The organism is Bacillus sp. NP247 (genome assembly GCF_018966865.1).
Classification (GTDB): Bacteria; Bacillota; Bacilli; order Bacillales; family Bacillaceae_G; genus Bacillus_A.
Window position 1 is genome coordinate 3,756,514 of record NZ_CP076653.1, and the last position, 19,070, is coordinate 3,775,583.

Consider the following 19,070-nt stretch of genomic DNA (forward strand, 5'->3'; position numbering starts at 1 on the left):
TAAGTAAATTAAGAGAAGTGTGGATGAGAGAAATAAAAATGAAAGAGAAATACAGTTGTAAGAAAGGTGAACTGTACTTCTCTTTTAGATGAAAAGTATTTTATTCCGTAAAATCCCAATTGGTGTAGGCTAATAATTAGTGGGGGATGAACAAAATCCCCCACTGATTAAAGTTTCACTTTATTGAATTCTTTTTCTCTGTATTACATTTAAAAAACCCTCAATATTCGAGCTTAAAATTTGTCCCACCGTTATATATTCGTCTTCATAGTAAAATATTAGTTTTTTATCAAAGAATGTTCTTTTCGTCTCTATGGATAGAATTTTTTTATATTCAAATTCCACAATCAATGCATTTTTACAACATTTGAATGATTGTCCATAAAAAATAACCCTCCTATTAGTGGCAAGTAACACTCCGGAACGAGGGACATTTTGTGTAATAATATAGCCAGTAAGTGAACATCTTAAAGTGGATAAAATATTTTCTTCATGATGTAATAGTTGTTTTGCATCCTCTAAAATTTGATTCATTGCATATAATCCTTTTTTATTTAAAATACAATCTATATGGATATTATTATAGCAAGAAAGACTATACACCAAATATGTAACATTGCATATTTGGTGTATGGTCTTTCGAATATTATTCAGAAGGGTTCTTACTTTCCAAAGAGCATCTTTTCCTTAATTTTACTATATTTTATGTTTAGCCTAAACGAAAGAAAGGAATCACAACAATTTGAATAGAATCATATTACAGGGGAGTTGATAGTATGAGACAAAAATCTCGCTTCTATTTCATCATATATCCGCTAGTCTGCTTCTTAGTTTATACACTATCTCCGATTTTGTTTCATAAAAAAGAATATACGAGTATGAAAGACATAGTGGGAATGATTGTAACCTATTATATTTTAATTGGTGGATATTACTTTATTGATTTTTTAAGTAAAAGAATAAAGAAAAACGGTAAAGTTTAATAATATAAAAACTGATGGAGGATAACAAAATGACCGAAAGTGAAATGAAATTTAGGGATACAACCATTCGTAACTTTTTTGATAAAGAGGATCGTTTAAAATCGATTCCAGGTCAAAAGAAGAAGAAACTTGTATTGTTAGAGCATTTAGTGAGCAAGTTAAACGCTGAAAATCAATATACAGAAAAAGAAATGAATACATTCATAAAACAATATCATGATGATTTTTGTACGATTAGACGCGAGTTTATTGTGCACGGGTTTATGAATCGCGAGGATAATATGTACCATATAAACGGGAGAGAAGTGTGGACGAAGTGGGAGGAGCTATAAATGTAATGAGGAAGGGGAATTTTCTTGCAAGCTAGTAGTCTTATACATGAAGAGATTTCGGGGAAACCGTCAATTTTGGGGATATTTACTTCGCCAACACTACAATTCAAAAGGATGAAGAATCAAAGAAATATACTTTTACCACTCGCCTTTTTAATAGTATTCATTATAATTTCAAGTGCTTTAATGTCTTGGAATACTTTAAACAATCCTGCGCTTAGTATGTTTCATGATAAAACGGGATTTACTGTACCAAAATACATAACTTTCTTTACCACATTTGGGATTTCCACAGTCAGTGGAATCGTAGCCTTATTTTTTGCGCCTATATTCTATAAAAATATTATGATTTTTTTCGGGGTGGATATTACCTATAAAGAAACCTTTCCTATAATTATTTATACTTCGTTTGTATTACGATTAGGGATGATTTTAAATGGATTCATTGCATTGTCTCTAAATGGATATGAGATATCTTATACAAGTTTAGGTGCAATAGCAACGGATAATATGGTTTTGCATACAATCGCTCAAAGAATAGATATATTTAATATTTGGTATTACATTTTATTAGGAATAGGTTTAAAAACGATTACGAATTTAAATAAAGACAAACTTATTCCTCTTATTATTGTACTTTTCGTGTTCACTAGTTTATTAGCGAGCATGGCTGGATTTATGCAGGAGATATCTAAACCGTAAGGATAGGTGGGAGTCTTACGGCCCGTAAAAGCCCGATTGGTGAAGGCTAATAATCAGTGGGGGATGAACAAAACCCCCACTGATTAAAGTTTCACTTTATAATTCTTTACACTAAAACTTTTTTATCCAATCTTTCTTTCTGACGAAGATGATGTGAAAAATGCATAGAAATGAGCTGGAACCACTCTGGAGCATTTAAGTACCCAAGTCCAGGATGCTCCACTTTACAATCATTTGGAATAGAAGCAAGCATGGGTTCAATGTTTTTTACAGCTGTAATTAATTTTAGAAAACGCTCCTGTATCTCTTCTTTGCATGATGGATTTTCAGGTGTGTATCCAGAGCGATTTGGCACTTTTATTTGTATAGGAGGGAAAGCACCCATTGTATATACTTTTTCACCCATATCCGTTTTTTTGTTAGCTACAGATGGTGTTTCAGTTTTACATTTCTCGATTGCATCTAATTGCATATATGTAGCAGCTAGCAGATGGTTATACATTTGACCGAGCGACCATTCTTCTTCAGAAGGTTTTTTTCCAAATTGTTCAATCGTATATTTGTCTAATTCCTTCACATAATACGTTGCTAAACTTTCGAATTTCTCTAACATAACAGTACTGTTCATATTGGTATCCCCTTTTTAAGAAAATGTATTTGTTAATACCTACAATAAAGGAGGGATGCTGACAACATTATGTCAGTAGTAAAATAAAAAATTAAAGTTTTAACATTTTTTTTACTTCATCATATATTTTCTCAGAAAGAATTTTTGGCTCTAGTACTTGCACTTGGCTCCCCCAGCTTAATACCCATTGAAATACTTCATCTATACTTCTTGATTTCAAAAAGACATGAAAACCATTATCTTTATGCTCGTATGAATCTATAAAAAAGTATCGTGACTCAACAATTTTATGTGCAATATGGGATGGGAATAATAAATGGATCGTAACAGTTCGATTGTTTTCAGGTTGATAGTCTTGTAAAGAAAAGTCCTTCGGTTTTGTAAAAAATTCTTGTTCTTGCTGTAATGTATCCATACGGTCTAAGCGAAAATTACGTATTTGTTTTCGAAGTAAACAATGAGCAACGATGTACCAAATTCCTGAAATGTTGACTAAACCGTAAGGATGAACGGTACGTTTTGTTTTTGTAGTTTCTCTCGGTTTACGATACGAAAAAGAGATAGATTGCTCTCTTTGAATAGCTTCTTGTAACAAGAAAAATTGGCTCTCTAGTTTTTCTTGCTCGGCTTGCTGGTTTGAAAATATAGGAGAAAGGAAACGGAAAGTTCCTCGCAATTCCTCAATTTTCTTTTGTTGATCAGTAGGGAGGGCTATCTCAAGTTTCTCTTTTGCTGATTGCGCATGTACAGAAAAAGAAGAGGTGAAAGCTTTCTCAATATAATCACCGCCCAATAAAAGAGTAACGGCCTCTTCTGGCGTAAGCTGAACGGGTGGCAAGAAATAACCATCCATTAATGAATAGCCGTGACCAGGCATTGAAAAAATGGGAACGCCGGATTCGCTGAGTGCGTCCATATCTCGGTAAATAGTGCGTATACTTGTCTCAAATTTTTCAGCTAAGCTTTGTGCTGTAACGGTTTGTTTTCTTTGTAATTCAATTAATATAGCTAATAAACGATCCGTCCGATTCATGAAATATCATCCTTTATTTTATAAATATTCTTATTGTGAACTTCTAAAAGTAGTATGTAATTCCCTGCCATTAACAGACTTTTTCCTATGTATAATATTAATATAGTAAAATCATAAGAACCTATATTGCAGTTTCCAATAATATACTATATAATCAGGATAAGAAAACGTTTTCATGCAAAGGGGGAAATTTCGTGTCGACTATCGAGGACGTGGCGAAATTAGCGGGGTTATCAAGGACAACGGTTTCTAGGGTGATCAATAATCATCCATATGTTTCAGATGAGAAGAAGAAAAGGGTTCAATTAGCAATGAAGCATTTAGGCTTCGTTCCTAATTCTGCGGCGAGAAGGCTTCGTAAACAAAAAACAGAAACAATTGCGGTGCTTGTTCCAAGGATTACAAATCCTTTTTTTAGTAGATTTATTGAAGCAATCGAGATTGCTGCTTCTGAACATAAATATAAACTGATTATTTGTCAAACAAGATATTTACCGGAAAAAGAGATGGAATATTTACAATTATTATCTACGAAACAAGTAGATGGGATTATTCTATGTTCACTAGAAAATCCATGGGAGAATGTGGAGCCATACTTGCAACACGGTCCAATCGTGTTATGTAATGAATATATTGAGGAAGCAAATGTTCCAACAGTGAAGTTTGATCATGCACAGGGAGCATACATAGCTGCCAATCATGTATTAGAACAAGGATACCGTAATCTTATTTTTTGCCGTGGTAACGAAACGAAAGTAGTGAGCCAACAGCGAAAAATGGGCTTTTTACGCGCTATTACTGAAAAGAGTAGAGAAGTGGAAGCGATCGATTTTCTTGAAAACGCTTTCTCTTGGGATGATGGAAAACGAATATTCCATGAAGTATTAAAGGACAAAAAAAATCCTACCGCGATTTTGGCAGGAGGCGACGAGGTTGCAGCTGGAATTATCTCAGAGGCGAAGCGCCATAACTGGAGTATTCCAGAAGATCTCGCTGTGATCGGTTTTGATAATCAAATTTTATCACAGATTACAGAGCCTGGTATTACGACAATTGAACAGCCAATCGACGAGATGGCCCGAAAAGTTGTCGACTTAATGATGGATAAAATCCATACGAAAAATTATCGACAAAAAGAATTGTATGAGTTTGAACTGGAGCTCTTGGTGAAAGGTTCAACGATGAAGGATAAGATGTTATTAGCCTAGTAGACTATGTCTGCTAGGTTTTTTTATGTTCACAAGCTACTATTCTTCGTGAACGCAATCGTCACATTTGTTATGGTATGCTTCGTGCTGCTCATCAATTTCTTTCCCGCAATGAGCACAAGTTTTCGTCGGTAAATTTCGGAAAAACTCCATTGGTTGATCAATCATGTCAATCCCTCCATTTCCATTTCTTACTATCATTGTATTAGTACAAAAAACAAAAGTCAACAACTGTTTTATAACAAAATTGAAAATTAATGAAAAAGTTTAGGAAATGGATTATAGTTAACAATGTAGGATGTAAGTAAAAAACTTTCTCAAGTACGGAGAAAAACGGCATTCCTACTCGGTTTTAGAAAGGATGGATACATATGAAAATGACTGTTGTCGGCTTTTGGGGCGGCTTTCCAGAAGCGGGAGAAGCAACGTCGGGGTATTTGTTTGAACACGATGGTTTTCGTTTACTTGTAGATTGTGGTAGTGGTGTACTAGCACAGCTTCAAAAATATATAACACCATCTGACATAGATGCAGTTGTATTGTCACACTATCATCACGATCATGTTGCAGACATTGGGGTGTTGCAATATGCGAGATTAATTACGAGTGTAACAAAAGGACAACTACCAGAATTGCCAATTTACGGTCATTCGTTTGATGAGAATAGATTTAATTCTTTAACGCATGCACCGCATACGAAAGGAATCGCGTACAATCCAGAAGAAACACTTCAAATTGGACCATTTTCCATTTCATTCTTAACAACTGTTCATCCTGTTACATGCTTTGCGATGCGTATTACAGCTGGCGATGATGCCATAGTATACAGTGCGGATTCAAGTTATATTCCTGAATTTATTCCGTTCACAAAAGATGCTGATCTTTTCATTTGTGAATGTAATATGTATGCACATCAAGAGGCTGCGAAAGCAGGGCATATGAATAGTACAGAAGTAGCAAGTATTGCGAAAACTGCGAATGTAAAAGAGCTTTTATTAACGCACTTACCGCATACAGGCAATCCATCTGATTTAGTAACAGAAGCAAAACAAATTTTCAGCGGCCATATTACGCTTGCGCATAGTGGTTACGTTTGGAATTCATGAGGTGATACGATGTTATTTATTGATAATAAAGGGATTACAGATCCTACGATAAACTTAGCGATTGAAGAATATTGTGTGAAGAATTTAGATATTAACGAAACATATTTACTGTTCTACATTAATGAACCTTCGATTATTATTGGTAAAAACCAAAACACAGTAGAAGAAATTAATGCAGATTACGTAAAAGAACAAGGTATTCATGTCGTTCGTCGTCTATCAGGCGGAGGCGCAGTATATCATGATTTAGGAAACTTAAACTTCAGCTTTATTACGAAAGATGATGGAGATAGTTTCAGCAACTTTAAAAAATTCACAGAACCTGTAACGAAAGCGCTTGGTAAACTAGGTGTAAATGCAGAACTAAGTGGTCGTAACGACATTTTAGCTGAAGGTAGAAAAATTTCAGGTAATGCGCAGTTCTCAACGAAAGGTCGTATGTTTAGTCACGGTACGTTACTATTTGACTCTGAAATCGATCACGTTGTATCAGCACTAAAAGTAAAAATGGATAAGATTCAATCAAAAGGAATTAAATCAATCCGTAGCCGCGTTGCGAATATTACAGAGTTCCTAAACGAAAAAATGACGACAGAAGAGTTTAGACAACTTCTTCTAGAAACAATTTTCGAAGGTGAAACAGAAATTCCAACGTACGAATTAACAGAAGATGATTGGAAAGAAATCCATAAACTTTCTGAAGAGCGCTACCGTAATTGGGACTGGAACTACGGGAAATCTCCGAAGTTCAACTTACAACATTCACACCGTTTCCCAGTTGGACAAGTTGACGTTCGTCTTGAAGTGAAAAAAGGAACAGTAACAGAATGTAAAATTTATGGTGACTTCTTCGGATCACTAGATGTTCATGACATTGAAGAACGTCTAACAGGCGTACAATTTGATAAAGATGCATTCACTGTAGCTTTAGAAGGCGTAGATATCGCACGCTATTTCGGTAATATTACAACAGAAGATTTCTTGCATTTATTCTTCTAAAAATGAGGGAGGCTGCCATAAAGGGCAGCCTTTTTCTTTTTGTGTGGATTGTCACTTTTTGTCGGTAAATCGATATATTTTAAAAATCGCTGATACAAGTTGAGTTACGGTCGATATATCCGAAAAATCGCCGATATAACATTAATTTGTATGGGGAGTATACGAGTTTTAATAAAGAGGGACTTGAAACGCTTAGAGAAAAGGTGAGTGCATATTATCTTAAAATGATTTCGGGCCTAGTTTAATAATTTGTTGGTAAATAAAATACCCATATCCTTTCAAAGTGAGTCAAGAGGAGGTGAGCCGTGTATATGCAGTTAATGGAATATCACTTGCTACTTTAATTTTCTTTTAATATAATTAATTTAGAATTTTTAAATATTCTAAATTTTATAAAGGTGGGATTTGTGTGAATCTCGTTCAATCTTTGGCTAAAACGGCAAAAAATAAGGGGGATAAACCGGCATACATATTTATGGATCAGTCGGTCTCGTATGACCAATTAAACAAAGTAGTCACTAGGTTTTCTAGCAATTTAGCAAAAATGGGCATTGGAAAAGGGGACAATGTCGCATTAGCTGTTGGAAATTCACCACATTTTTTAGTCGGTTTATACGGAACAATGAAAGCAGGAGCAACTGTCATTCCGATTAATCCAATTTATACAGCAGACGAAATGCATTATATATTACAAAATGGAGATGTAAAAACAATCATCGTACTCGACGTCCTTCTACCTGTTATACAATCTCTTACAACAAGACTTCCTTCACTTGAAAATATCATCATATGCGAAACCTCATCAGATTTTAACCATACAGAAACCGAAAAAATGAAAACGTTTACTAGTTTTATAGGAACTGTAGATTTAACTTACGAAGGTCCGGAACTAGATGAAGAAGATGTAGCTGTTATTTTATACACTTCAGGCACAACTGGAAAGCCAAAGGGCGCTATGTTAACACATAAAAATTTATATAGTAACGCTAGCGATGTTGCATCATATTTACAATATACTGCCGACGATCGCGTTGTTGCGGCGCTGCCGATGTTCCATGTGTTCTGTTTAACAGTCGCAGTAAATGCACCGATTGTTAATGGTGCGACAATTTTAATGTTACCGAAGTTTAGTCCGAAAGAAGTATTCCGTATTTGTCGTACATATGAACCAACGATTTTTGCGGGTGTACCGACAATGTACAATTACTTATATTTATTTGAAGAAGCAAGTGCAGAAGATGTGAAGACACTTCGCCTTTGTATTTCAGGTGGTGCGTCAATGCCTGTTGCCCTTCTGCAAAACTTTGAAAAACGTTTTGGCGTTATCGTTTCAGAAGGATACGGTTTATCAGAAGCATCACCAGTTACTTGTTTTAATCCGTTAGACCGTCCTCGTAAACCAGGATCTATTGGCACAAATATTTGGCATGTAGAAAATAAAATTGTGAACGAACTTGGTGAAGAAGTACCTGTTGGTGCAGTTGGGGAGTTAATTGTTCGCGGACCTAACGTTATGAAGGGTTACTATAATGCGCCAGAAGATACTGCGGCGACACTTAAAGATGGCTGGCTATATACAGGAGACTTAGCGAAAATGGATGAAGAAGGTTACTTCTATATCGTCGATCGCAAAAAAGATATTGTCTTAGTTGGCGGTTATAACGTATATCCTCGTGAAGTAGAGGAAGTATTATATACTCATGATTCGGTAGCTGAAGTTGTCGTAATCGGTGTTCCTGATGAAAACTTAGGAGAAGCAGTGCGCGCTTTCGTCGTTCTGAAACAAACGAGCGTAACAGAAGAAGAGCTGATGCATTATTGCACGTTACATTTAGCGAAATATAAAGTACCAAAGAGCATTGAGTTTTTAACAGAATTGCCGAAGAATACAACTGGTAAGTTACTGCGAAGAGCTTTGAGAGAGAAGGCATTGCAAGTATAAAAATAAAGATATTCATCTCTATGACTACATGTTTTGAGGTGGATATCTTTTTGTTTTTTAGAATTGACTAAGCTATAAGTCCATATGTTTGAAACGTAATATGACTAATACGGAGGGGATATGTATGGAGCAGAAGGAATTACGATTACGGAAAGTGCAATATCTCATTTGTGACATTATGGATGAAATGAATATGGAGAGTGAGAAGAAGAACTTAGAAACATTGCAAAAGGTAATTGATCACCTTTCAGGAGCGATTGGGGATTTAGTTGATCCATCGAGTACGTATTCGTTGGACTATTTAGAGAGAAAAGTGCATACGGCCCATTATTTATTATTTAGAAATGATCAGAAAGCATATTTATGTAGAAAATAAAAAATGATTGGTGTTTATTTTTCTGTTTAATTGATAATTATTATCAATATAATAGTTATGGTGGATAAATGAATATAAAAGGAAATGTCATATTGATAATGATTAAAAAAGATTTATTCATATATTTGTTGTTGATGGTGAAAGGGAATAGTTAGGGATATTTGTATAAGCCCCCGAAGCGATAAAGTGAAACTCCAAGTTGACACATATGAATTACGGAATTAAAATAAAAAGAAATCAAACAGAATACAATAGAAGCTCATCAGAGAAACTGAAGGCGCACAACGTTCACTTTTGTGAATAGATTGTGGGCCTTTTTCTATTGTACAAACTAAGGGGGCTTTATATATGAAACAGTGGAGTAAGACAGCATTAATGAAAAGTACAGGTGTTTTATTATCAGCATTTGTTCTTTTGTCGGGTTGTGGTTCGGCAGCATCCACTAGTAACTCTGAAGGAAGTACAGATAAGAAGGCAGTCGAACTTTTAAATGTTTCATATGATCCAACGCGTGAGTTATATCAAGATTTCAATAAAGATTTTGCGAAGTATTGGAAAGAGAAACATGGTCAGACAGTAAATGTAAAACAGTCACATGGGGGATCGGGAAGTCAGGCTCGTTCTGTTATCGATGGTTTAGAGGCTGATGTTGTAACACTAGCGCTCGCATATGATATTGACGCAATTAGTAAGAAGAAACAATTAGCCGAAGATTGGCAGAAGCGACTTGCGGATAATTCAACTCCTTACACATCGACAATTGTATTTCTTGTGCGAAAAGGAAATCCGAAAGGAATTAAAGATTGGGATGATTTAACGAAAAAAGGTGTGTCTGTTATTACACCAAATCCGAAAACATCTGGAGGAGCACGTTGGAACTATTTAGGTGCATGGGGATACGCACTGAAGAAATATAACAATAGTGAAGATAAAGCGAAAGAGTTTGTCGGTCAAATTTATAAAAACGTAGAAGTATTGGATTCAGGAGCACGCGGGGCAACGACAACTTTCGTTGAAAAAGGAATTGGTGATGTGTTAATTGCTTGGGAAAATGAAGCGTTATTATCCCAAAAAGAACTTGGAAAAGATAAATTCGAAATTGTAACGCCTTCAATTAGTATACTAGCAGAACCACCAGTAGCTGTTGTAGATAAAGTAGTTGATAAAAAAGGAACGAGAAAAGTAGCAGAAGGGTATCTTGAATATTTGTATTCAGAAAAAGGGCAAGAAATTGCAGCGAAAAACTTTTATCGCCCTCGTAATGAAAAAGTAGCAGAAAAGTACGCATCACAATTTCCGAAAGTTCAATTATTTACAGTTGATGAACTATTTGGCGGATGGAAAAAAGCGCAAGAAAAACATTTTAACGATGGAGGCGTATTCGATAAAATTTATCAAAAATAAGGGGGGATGAGGTGAAAGATTGTGAGGAAGAAGAAGCGTGTTTTACCGGGGTTTGGATTATCTCTTGGATTTACAATGCTGTATATGAGTTTATTCGTACTTATACCACTTTCTATCGTATTTATTCAAACTTCGCAGCTAGGTTGGAAGAAGTTTGCTGGGGTTATAACGAGTGAGCGCGTTTTACATTCCTATCAAGTGAGTTTCACAACTTCACTTGCAGCAGCAATCGTAAATGCTATTTTCGGTTTATTAATTGCTTGGGTACTCGTTCGCTACACATTTCCAGGAAAACGGTTATTAGACGGACTAATCGATTTACCATTCGCTCTTCCGACTGCTGTAGCTGGTATTACACTTACAACGCTATATGCGGAAAACGGCTGGGTTGGAAAAATATTTAGTGTGTTTCATATAAAAGTAGCTTTTACCCAGCTCGGCATTATTGTGGCGCTTACGTTTATTGGCTTGCCCTTTGTCGTTCGGATGGTGCAACCAGTGCTGCAAAGTATTGATAAAGAAGTAGAAGAAGCAGCTTCTAGTTTAGGGGCATCACGCTTCCAAATATTTTTGAAAATTATTTTGCCAGAAATATTCCCTGCTCTACTTGCTGGTTTTTCACTCGCCTTTGCTCGGGCGTTAGGGGAATATGGATCTGTCGTGTTCATTGCAGGTAATATGCCAATGAAAACAGAAATTGCACCGCTTATAATTATGACGAAATTAGAACAATATGATTACGCAGGAGCAACAGCTGTAGCGGCTGTGATGCTTATCATTTCGTTACTTTTCCTGCTCCTTATTAATATGATTCAAACTTGGAGTAGAAGGCACGAACTGAAAAGTGAATAGGAGGGGAGAAAATGGAACCAACATTACTAGAGAAGAAAATAGTAAAAAGCATGTCAGCTAAAAAAGAATCTAAATTGGTACCAATTCTATTCATTACGATAACAATTTTATTTTTATCTCTCTTTCTATTACTGCCGCTCGTGACAATTTTTATGAAAGCATTCGAACGAGGCGTTGATGTATATATTGCCGCTGTAACAGATCAAGAAGCATTTTCAGCAATCAAGTTAACGCTTCTCGTTGCTTTAATCGTTGTGCCACTTAATACGATATTCGGAATAGCGGCAGCTTGGCTTATTACGAAGTTTCAGTTTAAAGGAAAACAAGTATTACTTTCTCTTATTGAACTACCGTTTGCTGTATCGCCAGTCATTGCAGGATTAGTATTCGTTTTACTTTTCACACCTCGTGCAGCCTTTGGGGGATGGTTATTGGAACACGGGATAAAACTCATCTTCTCTGTCCCTGGTATTATCATTGCAACGATATTCGTAACGTTCCCGTTCGTTGCACGTGAATTAATCCCGGTTATGCAGGCGCAAGGGAAGAGTGAAGAAGAAGCAGCCCTATCACTTGGCGCGAGCGGCTGGAAAATGTTTTGGCGAGTTACATTACCTAATATAAAATGGGGCCTTTTATACGGTATGATCCTATGTAATGCCCGGGCTATTGGTGAGTTCGGGGCAGTTTCCGTTGTATCCGGTCACGTGCGCGGCGTGACAAATACGATGCCGCTTCATATTGAAATTTTGTACAATGAATATCAATTTTCAGCAGCGTTCGCTGTGGCGACTTTAATGTCACTCATCGCAGTTTTTACGCTCGTTATAAAAAACTGGATTGAATGGAGAATGGAAAAACGACAATAAGGGGTGAATGCGGTGAGTATTCAAATTCAAAATGTATCAAAACAATATGGTACATTTCAAGCGCTGACAGACATTCATTTGGATATTCCAAAAGGTGAACTGGTCGCTTTATTAGGTCCATCAGGTTCTGGGAAAACGACGTTATTACGAATTATTGCAGGGCTAGAAGAAGCGGATCAAGGTTCCATTTCATTTGATGGGGAAGATTTAACAAATATTCATGTGAAAAACAGGCAAGTTGGTTTTGTTTTTCAGCACTATGCACTTTTTAAACATATGAATGTATTTGAAAATGTCGCTTTCGGTTTAAAAGTAAGAAAGAAAAGTATAAGGCCCTCAGCAGAAGTAATAGAAGAAAAAGTAACAGAACTATTGAAACTAGTAAAAATGGATGGTTTCGCAAAACGTTATCCAGCGCAATTATCTGGCGGACAACGTCAACGTATCGCACTAGCCCGGGCACTTGCAGTCGAACCGAAAATTTTATTGCTAGATGAACCGTTCGGTGCACTTGATGCGAAAGTGCGGAAAGAATTGCGAAGATGGCTCCGGAAACTACATGACGAATTTCAAATTACGAGCGTATTCGTAACGCATGACCAAGAAGAAGCGCTAGACGTTGCGGACCGCATCGTTGTAATGAATGAAGGGCGCATTGAACAAATGGGAACACCGGAAGAAGTGTATGAAAAACCGGCAAGTCCGTTCGTATATGACTTTTTAGGAAACGTGAATTTATTTCACGGCCGCGTTCATAAAGGTAAACTAAATGTAGGATCAGTGGAGCTAGAAGCACCAGAGCATAAGCACGTTTCAAACGTAGACGGAGTGGGATACGTAAGGCCACATCATCTATCAATTGATCGTACGAAACAAAGTATAGACGCCATCCCGGCGAAGGTAACATACTCACATGCAGTTGGCCCTGTCGTATATGTAGAATTGAAGCGTGACGGAACAGATGAGTATTTAGAAGCGGAAATTAGTAAAGAACAGTTTAGACAGCTTAACATTCAAGATGGTGATTTTGTATACGTACAGCCGAAAGAAGTGAAGGTGTTTATTCCGGAGGATTTTGTGATTTAAAGAAAAACAAACCGCCATCTAAGTGGCGGTTTGTTTTTTTATTTTTTCTCTGTTCATAGTAGGGCATTTTACCGATGAATATTATATAGTATCTTTACGTTCGGAAAAAACAAGTATTTGTTTGTTATGCGGAAGAACGTATTATCGGTTAAAATAAAAATCCGCAAAACATGAAGTTTCCACGTTGAGAATGAAAATGCATCCAAATTATTGAGGGCATTTTTTTTACAACCATTATATATTCCTCATCATCAATTCCCCAACCTGCTTCGCAACATATTCAATATCATTATCAATTTTGTCTAACACGTAAGATTCTAAAATGCCTATTACAGCAGTTCCTAAAAATTTTAAGACGATGTGCTTATCAATGTTTTTATTGTGAAGATTGATGTGCTTAATATTTACGTTAAACGTGCATAACAAGATATAATAGAAGAAATTAATAAGGAGGCTAGCTGTGAAGAATCTTCGTTATTTCAATATGTTTACTATGTTAATTGTATACACACTACTTATGTTTTACATCGGCTGGAACGGATGGGTTTGGCTTCATACAGTATTCGGCTGGCAATCTTGGGGATATTACGCTTTCGTAGTCGGATTTATTTCATATGCGTACATTCTCGTACAAGTGTTTAAATTCCTTCCTTTCCTGCGAACGGTCGGTTCAATTTGGTTTGCGGTTATACAATATGCGCTCATGTTATTGCCATTAGCCGATATTGCAGTCTTCTTTTTACAGTTTTCTATAGAGAAAGACACGGCAATTATTTGGACAGGGGCAGTCACTTTACTCGTATTTTTCTTTATCTTCGCATACGGGGTATTTAATGCGTATAGCCCGGTTGTAAGAAAGTATGATGTACATATACCGAAAAAGGTAGAAGGGCGTAAAAGTTTACGCATTGCGATGGCTTCTGATATGCATTTCGGTAAATTGTCTGGTGTTTCGCATTTAAAGAGACTTGTCCACCATGTAAATGAAATGAAACCAGATATTATTTTACTGCCTGGTGATATTATAGATGATCATCCAGGTGTGTTCATTCAAAAAAATATGGGACCAATCATGAAACAGATGAAAGCTCCGTTAGGCGTATATGGTGTGTTAGGAAACCATGAATATTACGGCCGAGCTGTTCCTGAGTTTTTACAAGAGATGGATAAGATTGATATTCGTATTCTTTTAGATGAAGTCATTACAATTGAAGATCATTTTTATCTCGTCGGAAGAAGGGATAAAACAGAGCGTGATCGTCAAAGCTTTGAAAATTTAATGAGTACGGTAGATAAATCGCTTCCTGTTATCGCAATGGATCACCAACCATTTGAATTAAAGCAGGCAGCGGATGCTGGCGTCGATTTACTATTATCCGGTCACACGCACCGCGGACAAATGGCGCCGAATCATATTGTAACGAGAAGAATGTACGAACTAGACTGGGGATACGTACAAAAAGGTGCATTCCACGCCATTGTTTCTTCTGGCTTCGGATTTTGGGGACCACCGCTTAGACTTGGAAGTAGATCTGAGATTGTGCAGGTGGAAGTTACGTTTGAATAAGTATGTGAAATAGAGAGCCGAGTGCTCTCTATTTTTAATTTAAAGGCACACAATATTCGAGGGAAGTTCTTTATTTACTCTCTGAAAAAAGAGATACTATAAAAAGACTCTGCTTGAAAAGGGGGATTTTAAGTGATCATATCAGATGTAATATACGGTGAGTTTGAAGTAGATAAAGTGCTAGAAGAGTTAATTTTAAGTAAACCTGTGCAAAGGCTGAAAGGGGTTCATCAAGCCGGAGCAAGTTATTTAATGAACGAGAAATGGGATGTAACGCGCTTTGATCATTCAGTTGGTGTGATGTTGTTAATTAAAAAACTAGGTGGTTCAGTAGAAGAACAGATTGCTGGTTTACTGCATGACGTATCGCATACTGCATTTTCTCATGTGATTGATTATGTTTTTGATAACGAAAATGAAAGTTATCATGAAGAAATATTTGGTGCTGTCGTTAAAAAGTCGGAAATCCCAGCGATTCTTTCGAAGTATGGTTATAACTATGAAGATACTTTACTAGATGATTCGAAGTGGACATTACTTGAAAGATCCGCGCCAGAATTATGTGCAGACCGAGTGGATTATACATTGAGAGATATGTATACATATGGATATGTTTCTTTAGAAGAAGTTCACAGTTTTTTAGATGATTTAATCGCAGTAGATGGGAAAATGGTCCTTCAAAGTATCGAAATTGCTGAATGGTTTACAGAAACGTATTACAAAGAAGTAATTGATTTTTTTATGAAACCAATGAATATTTATGGAAACGATATGTTAGCTAAAACGTTAAAATTAGCTCTTCATAAAAAGATAATCCATCCAGATGATTTTCTTCTTGAAGATTATGAGCTTATTACGAAATTGCAGCTATGTAAAGATCAAGAAGTAGATGCTTTATTAAGAAAAGTTCATCCAAGTATAGAAGTAAAAGAAGATAGAAATGAGTATGATTTACATCAGAAAAATAAAGTGCGTCTTATTGATCCGCCGTTACTTAGTGAAGGGAAAATCGTTCAGTCGTCTGTTGTATCAGAAAAAATAAGACAGATGAGCGATATTGCTTATGAAAAAGCGGTGCGAGGGATGCATGTGAAAGTGATTTAAAAGGAAAAGGTGTCATCAATTATGATGACACCTTTTCGCTTTAAAGGGTTGTTCGTATAGAAATGTGTTACATTTTTACGAGACCTTTTTATTTTACCAGAAAAACACCTTTTATGGTAAGGGAATAACTGCTAAAAAGTTTTTCATTGAAAATAATTTGTGAAAAAAGTACTAATTTTTAATGTGACAAAAATAATATATTTTAAAATAATCGCTTTAGGATCTTTCGTTCTTTATATATTGATTCTCATATTTTTTAAGGGAATTCAAAGGATTTTGTCTTTTTTTGTTGTAATCTTTATATTATGATAAACCTAATGTTCGGAATCAGCCATTATAACAGAAAAAAATTAAAAAAACAGAATTGAATCGCATTGCTTATTTTAATATAATTTATTTGTTAATTAATAACATATTTGGGGTATGATTCTTTATTGCGGCGAGAATTCTTTTTAACATAGGGGGGTTTACAGAATGTTTAAAACGGCGGAACCTGAAATGATGAATGATTTAAAAGAAACAGTTTACAAATTCTTTCCAAAAAATATTGCGAAAGAAGAAGAATTGTACGAGGAATCTAAAGAGCATAAACGATTTATAGAGCTAAAAGAAACATTTATAGAAAACGAAAGCTTTCAAAAGGAAGTTTTGTCCTTAATCGAGTCAACATTTTGCGATTATCATGTTTCAGACTATACAGATTTAAACCTATACAATTGTTTAGAGTATAACGTGTTATTAAATGGAAAAGAACCGATTTTAAATGATGATATTGATTGGATACGTGAATCAAGAGGCGAGCGTCTTGATTTAGGGGTTTTTGTTAGCTTACTTGATAAATATTATTATTACTACGTATTAAAAACAACATATGATGAAAAGCTAAGGGAATGGATTTTTGAGACGATTGATATAGAAATGGATAACATTTGTAAATTTGAAAAACTAATGAATACAAAAGGGTTTGTAAGAGTAGAACGAGAGGTTGCTAGAACTGCAATTCCTGATATAGAAACGGAATGTTTACGTATGGGGGAAGTTAACGTATTTCATGCTTTATTCACGGATTCAGTTAGTGAAATATAAAATTGTTATATTTTTTTAGATTATTATTAAAAAGGTTGCGTAGGAAATAGTAGCTATTTTCTACGCAACCTTTTCGTTTTTAATGATCAAACCAATTCCAAACCTCAATATCTCCAAGAGTCGCATAACGTACGTGCGGGGAGTTTTGTAATTTTAATAATTCTTTTGACGGTCCAGTAATGACAATGCCGTATACTTTTACTCCGTTATCTTTTACATATTTATAACGTTTATCTAAGTTTAGTTCGTTTTCTGGAAGTGAAGCAACTGTACTTACAGTTTTTTTATGTGTAGAAAGGATGCGCATCATTTCGATTACTTTGTCTTCTTGCGTTTTCTGCCTGTCAGTTTCATTATCAAGGAATCTTATATGCTCTGGAAATCCTATAAAGTCGCTGCTAGATAGGATGAAATCTTCTTCATTTATTCTTTCTTGTCCTGTGTCTAAAGCGTACCATACAGGAGTTGGTGGCATTTCTTGTGCTTCAAATACACTATATAAAAGTGGCTCTAATTCTTGTAAAGTGTAAGCTTTATCAAAAGATATTGCTACTTCTGCAACGGTTCCTTCGTGCACCTTTCCAAGTGTATCCCAAACCTTTTTAGTTGCTTCTTTTAAATGATCGCCTTGTTTTATTTTTGGGTGAACAAAGTGGATGTTCGGTTGATAGTGCATATTCACCCAAGATTGATTTGTGATATTTAAAGAAGATAAGAAGCTGCTCGTTTCTATTGTACCGAGTGGCATTTCTTTTTTACCGACGGTTTTCACTAAATCAAATTGGCTGTTTGTACGAAAGAAAGCTTCTACACTTGTTCCGCCCCCCATAACGCGGCTATTTGGGATAGTTGCTTCAAGTGCAAGAGAAGGAACATCTCGTATTTCTTTTAGTCGCTTATCATTATCAGCTTGAAAATAAAAGGCAGACAATACCCCGCCGATCATATATATAACGAGGCAAATTGCTAGTATAAAACCAAACATCTGTAAACGATGTTTCCACTTAATTCTCCAAAAAGGAACTTTAAGTTCTTTTGGAGGTAATTTTTTCTTTACGGGCTCACTCTTCGTAAGCAATTCATCTAAATGAGCTTCACATTCTGCACAAGTTTCTATATGACTTTCTAACTGTTCTTGCTCATCACGTGTGAGCGTTCCTTTTTCATATTTCTCCCAAAGTTTTTTAAACTCTGCACAACCCATCTGTATCACTCCTTTATGCTTCTTGCTTCTTTTCGTCCGCGATGTAATTCAATTTTCACTTTTGCTAAGGAGAGCCCCGTCATTTCTGCTATTTCCTTATAAGAGAATCCGTAGTAATCTCGTAGTAGCAACACATTTCGTTTTTCGAGCGGAAGAGAGGATATACTTTGTAACCAACTAGCAATCTCATGTTTTACGAAATAAGAGTGTTCTGTACTTGGCACGTTTGGTAAGTGGAATTCTTTAATTTGCGTTGTTTTATACTTCTTTTCTTTTCGGTACCAATCGATAAAGGCGTTGTAGGCGATTGTAAATAACCACGGCCTAATTTCTTCTCCTTTATAATAGTCAATATGGACGAGCATCCGGTAAAATGTTTCTTGCATGAGATCTTCAGCACTATGAGAATCTCCGGTTAGGGAGAGAAGATAGCGAAATAAATCTTGCATATGCTCGGAGTAAATTTCTTCTAATGATTGACTTTGTTTCACTACATTTCCCTCCCTTCATACATAACAACGAAATACATATAAAAAAGTTACAATTTTTACAGAATTATAGTAAAAAACGTCAAGAATTGGATAGGATT

At 35.8% G+C, this 19,070-nt stretch carries 22 protein-coding genes; 15 read left to right on the forward strand and 7 right to left on the reverse strand.

Annotated elements, in window-relative coordinates:
- Positions 1–180: 180 nt before the first annotated feature.
- Entirely contained in the window at positions 181–534 is a 354-nt protein-coding gene (locus tag KPL75_RS19550) for a PH domain-containing protein (protein ID WP_219917419.1), read from the reverse strand.
- Positions 535–776: 242 nt separating this feature from the next.
- Here KPL75_RS19550 and KPL75_RS19555 point away from each other — a divergent pair, with 242 nt between their 5' ends.
- The 3 genes from KPL75_RS19555 to KPL75_RS19565 are packed head-to-tail and all read left to right on the forward strand — an operon-like array spanning position 777 to position 2,017.
- Complete coding sequence (locus KPL75_RS19555; RefSeq protein ID WP_002125823.1) at positions 777–983, forward strand: hypothetical protein; 207 nt, start codon at positions 777–779, stop codon at positions 981–983.
- Positions 984–1,012: 29 nt separating this feature from the next.
- Positions 1,013–1,315, forward strand: a complete 303-nt coding sequence (locus KPL75_RS19560; protein ID WP_219917420.1) for a DUF2087 domain-containing protein — start codon at positions 1,013–1,015, stop codon at positions 1,313–1,315.
- Between the two features lie 24 nt (positions 1,316–1,339).
- Positions 1,340–2,017 (forward strand): YknW family membrane protein, encoded by a 678-nt coding sequence (locus tag KPL75_RS19565; RefSeq protein ID WP_219917421.1) that lies wholly within the window; start codon positions 1,340–1,342, stop codon positions 2,015–2,017.
- A gap of 106 nt (positions 2,018–2,123) precedes the next feature.
- On the opposite strand, the gene KPL75_RS19570 is transcribed toward KPL75_RS19565, so the two are convergent.
- On the reverse strand, positions 2,124–2,645 hold the full coding sequence (locus KPL75_RS19570) for a DinB family protein (RefSeq protein ID WP_219917422.1): 522 nt from the start codon (positions 2,643–2,645) through the stop codon (positions 2,124–2,126).
- 91 nt (positions 2,646–2,736) lie between these two features.
- On the reverse strand, positions 2,737–3,678 hold the full coding sequence (locus KPL75_RS19575; protein WP_219917423.1) for a helix-turn-helix transcriptional regulator: 942 nt from the start codon (positions 3,676–3,678) through the stop codon (positions 2,737–2,739).
- 194 nt (positions 3,679–3,872) lie between these two features.
- Here KPL75_RS19575 and KPL75_RS19580 point away from each other — a divergent pair, with 194 nt between their 5' ends.
- The gene (locus KPL75_RS19580; RefSeq protein WP_219917424.1) at positions 3,873–4,886 is read left to right on the forward strand and encodes a LacI family DNA-binding transcriptional regulator; all 1,014 of its coding nucleotides are present in this window, start codon (positions 3,873–3,875) and stop codon (positions 4,884–4,886) included.
- Positions 4,887–4,925: 39 nt separating this feature from the next.
- Here KPL75_RS19580 and yhfH read toward each other — a convergent pair whose 3' ends face one another.
- A complete protein-coding gene (yhfH, locus tag KPL75_RS19585) occupies positions 4,926–5,054 on the reverse strand; it encodes a protein YhfH (protein WP_000567010.1) in 129 nt (42 codons plus the stop codon).
- 203 nt (positions 5,055–5,257) lie between these two features.
- On the opposite strand from yhfH, the gene KPL75_RS19590 reads away from it, so the two are divergent.
- The 8 genes from KPL75_RS19590 to KPL75_RS19625 all read left to right on the forward strand — a co-directional run bounded on the left by KPL75_RS19590 (position 5,258) and on the right by KPL75_RS19625 (position 13,520).
- Positions 5,258–5,992 (forward strand): MBL fold metallo-hydrolase, encoded by a 735-nt coding sequence (locus KPL75_RS19590; protein ID WP_219917425.1) that lies wholly within the window; start codon positions 5,258–5,260, stop codon positions 5,990–5,992.
- A 9-nt stretch (positions 5,993–6,001) separates the two neighbouring features.
- Positions 6,002–6,991, forward strand: a complete 990-nt coding sequence (locus KPL75_RS19595) for a lipoate--protein ligase (protein WP_219917426.1) — start codon at positions 6,002–6,004, stop codon at positions 6,989–6,991.
- Between the two features lie 409 nt (positions 6,992–7,400).
- The gene (locus KPL75_RS19600) at positions 7,401–8,933 is read left to right on the forward strand and encodes a fatty acid--CoA ligase family protein (protein ID WP_219917427.1); all 1,533 of its coding nucleotides are present in this window, start codon (positions 7,401–7,403) and stop codon (positions 8,931–8,933) included.
- A gap of 124 nt (positions 8,934–9,057) precedes the next feature.
- Complete coding sequence (locus tag KPL75_RS19605; RefSeq protein WP_219917428.1) at positions 9,058–9,309, forward strand: hypothetical protein; 252 nt, start codon at positions 9,058–9,060, stop codon at positions 9,307–9,309.
- Between the two features lie 348 nt (positions 9,310–9,657).
- Entirely contained in the window at positions 9,658–10,713 is a 1,056-nt protein-coding gene (locus KPL75_RS19610) for a sulfate ABC transporter substrate-binding protein (protein ID WP_219917429.1), read from the forward strand.
- A 75-nt stretch (positions 10,714–10,788) separates the two neighbouring features.
- A complete protein-coding gene (gene cysT / locus KPL75_RS19615) occupies positions 10,789–11,565 on the forward strand; it encodes a sulfate ABC transporter permease subunit CysT (protein WP_258237048.1) in 777 nt (258 codons plus the stop codon).
- 11 nt (positions 11,566–11,576) lie between these two features.
- Entirely contained in the window at positions 11,577–12,434 is an 858-nt protein-coding gene (cysW, locus tag KPL75_RS19620; RefSeq protein WP_219917431.1) for a sulfate ABC transporter permease subunit CysW, read from the forward strand.
- 12 nt (positions 12,435–12,446) lie between these two features.
- Positions 12,447–13,520: a sulfate/molybdate ABC transporter ATP-binding protein gene (locus KPL75_RS19625; protein ID WP_219917432.1), complete on the forward strand. Its 1,074-nt coding sequence runs from the start codon at positions 12,447–12,449 to the stop codon at positions 13,518–13,520.
- A 234-nt stretch (positions 13,521–13,754) separates the two neighbouring features.
- Here KPL75_RS19625 and KPL75_RS27695 read toward each other — a convergent pair whose 3' ends face one another.
- Positions 13,755–13,946 (reverse strand): TetR family transcriptional regulator, encoded by a 192-nt coding sequence (locus KPL75_RS27695; protein ID WP_219917433.1) that lies wholly within the window; start codon positions 13,944–13,946, stop codon positions 13,755–13,757.
- A gap of 34 nt (positions 13,947–13,980) precedes the next feature.
- Here KPL75_RS27695 and KPL75_RS19635 point away from each other — a divergent pair, with 34 nt between their 5' ends.
- The 3 genes from KPL75_RS19635 (at position 13,981) to KPL75_RS19645 (ending at position 17,277) form a co-directional block, all read left to right on the forward strand.
- Positions 13,981–15,087, forward strand: a complete 1,107-nt coding sequence (locus tag KPL75_RS19635; RefSeq protein WP_219917434.1) for a metallophosphoesterase — start codon at positions 13,981–13,983, stop codon at positions 15,085–15,087.
- Between the two features lie 132 nt (positions 15,088–15,219).
- Positions 15,220–16,191 (forward strand): HD domain-containing protein, encoded by a 972-nt coding sequence (locus KPL75_RS19640; protein ID WP_219917435.1) that lies wholly within the window; start codon positions 15,220–15,222, stop codon positions 16,189–16,191.
- 474 nt (positions 16,192–16,665) lie between these two features.
- A complete protein-coding gene (locus KPL75_RS19645) occupies positions 16,666–17,277 on the forward strand; it encodes a hypothetical protein (RefSeq protein WP_219917436.1) in 612 nt (203 codons plus the stop codon).
- A 79-nt stretch (positions 17,278–17,356) separates the two neighbouring features.
- On the opposite strand, the gene KPL75_RS19650 is transcribed toward KPL75_RS19645, so the two are convergent.
- Together KPL75_RS19650 and KPL75_RS19655 are read right to left on the reverse strand one after the other, a co-directional pair.
- Positions 17,357–18,481, reverse strand: coding sequence for an anti-sigma factor (locus KPL75_RS19650; protein ID WP_219917437.1), 1,125 nt, complete (start codon positions 18,479–18,481; stop codon positions 17,357–17,359).
- 5 nt (positions 18,482–18,486) lie between these two features.
- Positions 18,487–18,972 carry an RNA polymerase sigma factor gene (locus KPL75_RS19655; RefSeq protein WP_219917438.1) on the reverse strand — a complete coding sequence of 162 codons (486 nt, stop codon included), beginning with the start codon at positions 18,970–18,972 and terminating at the stop codon, positions 18,487–18,489.
- Positions 18,973–19,070: the final 98 nt, after the last annotated feature.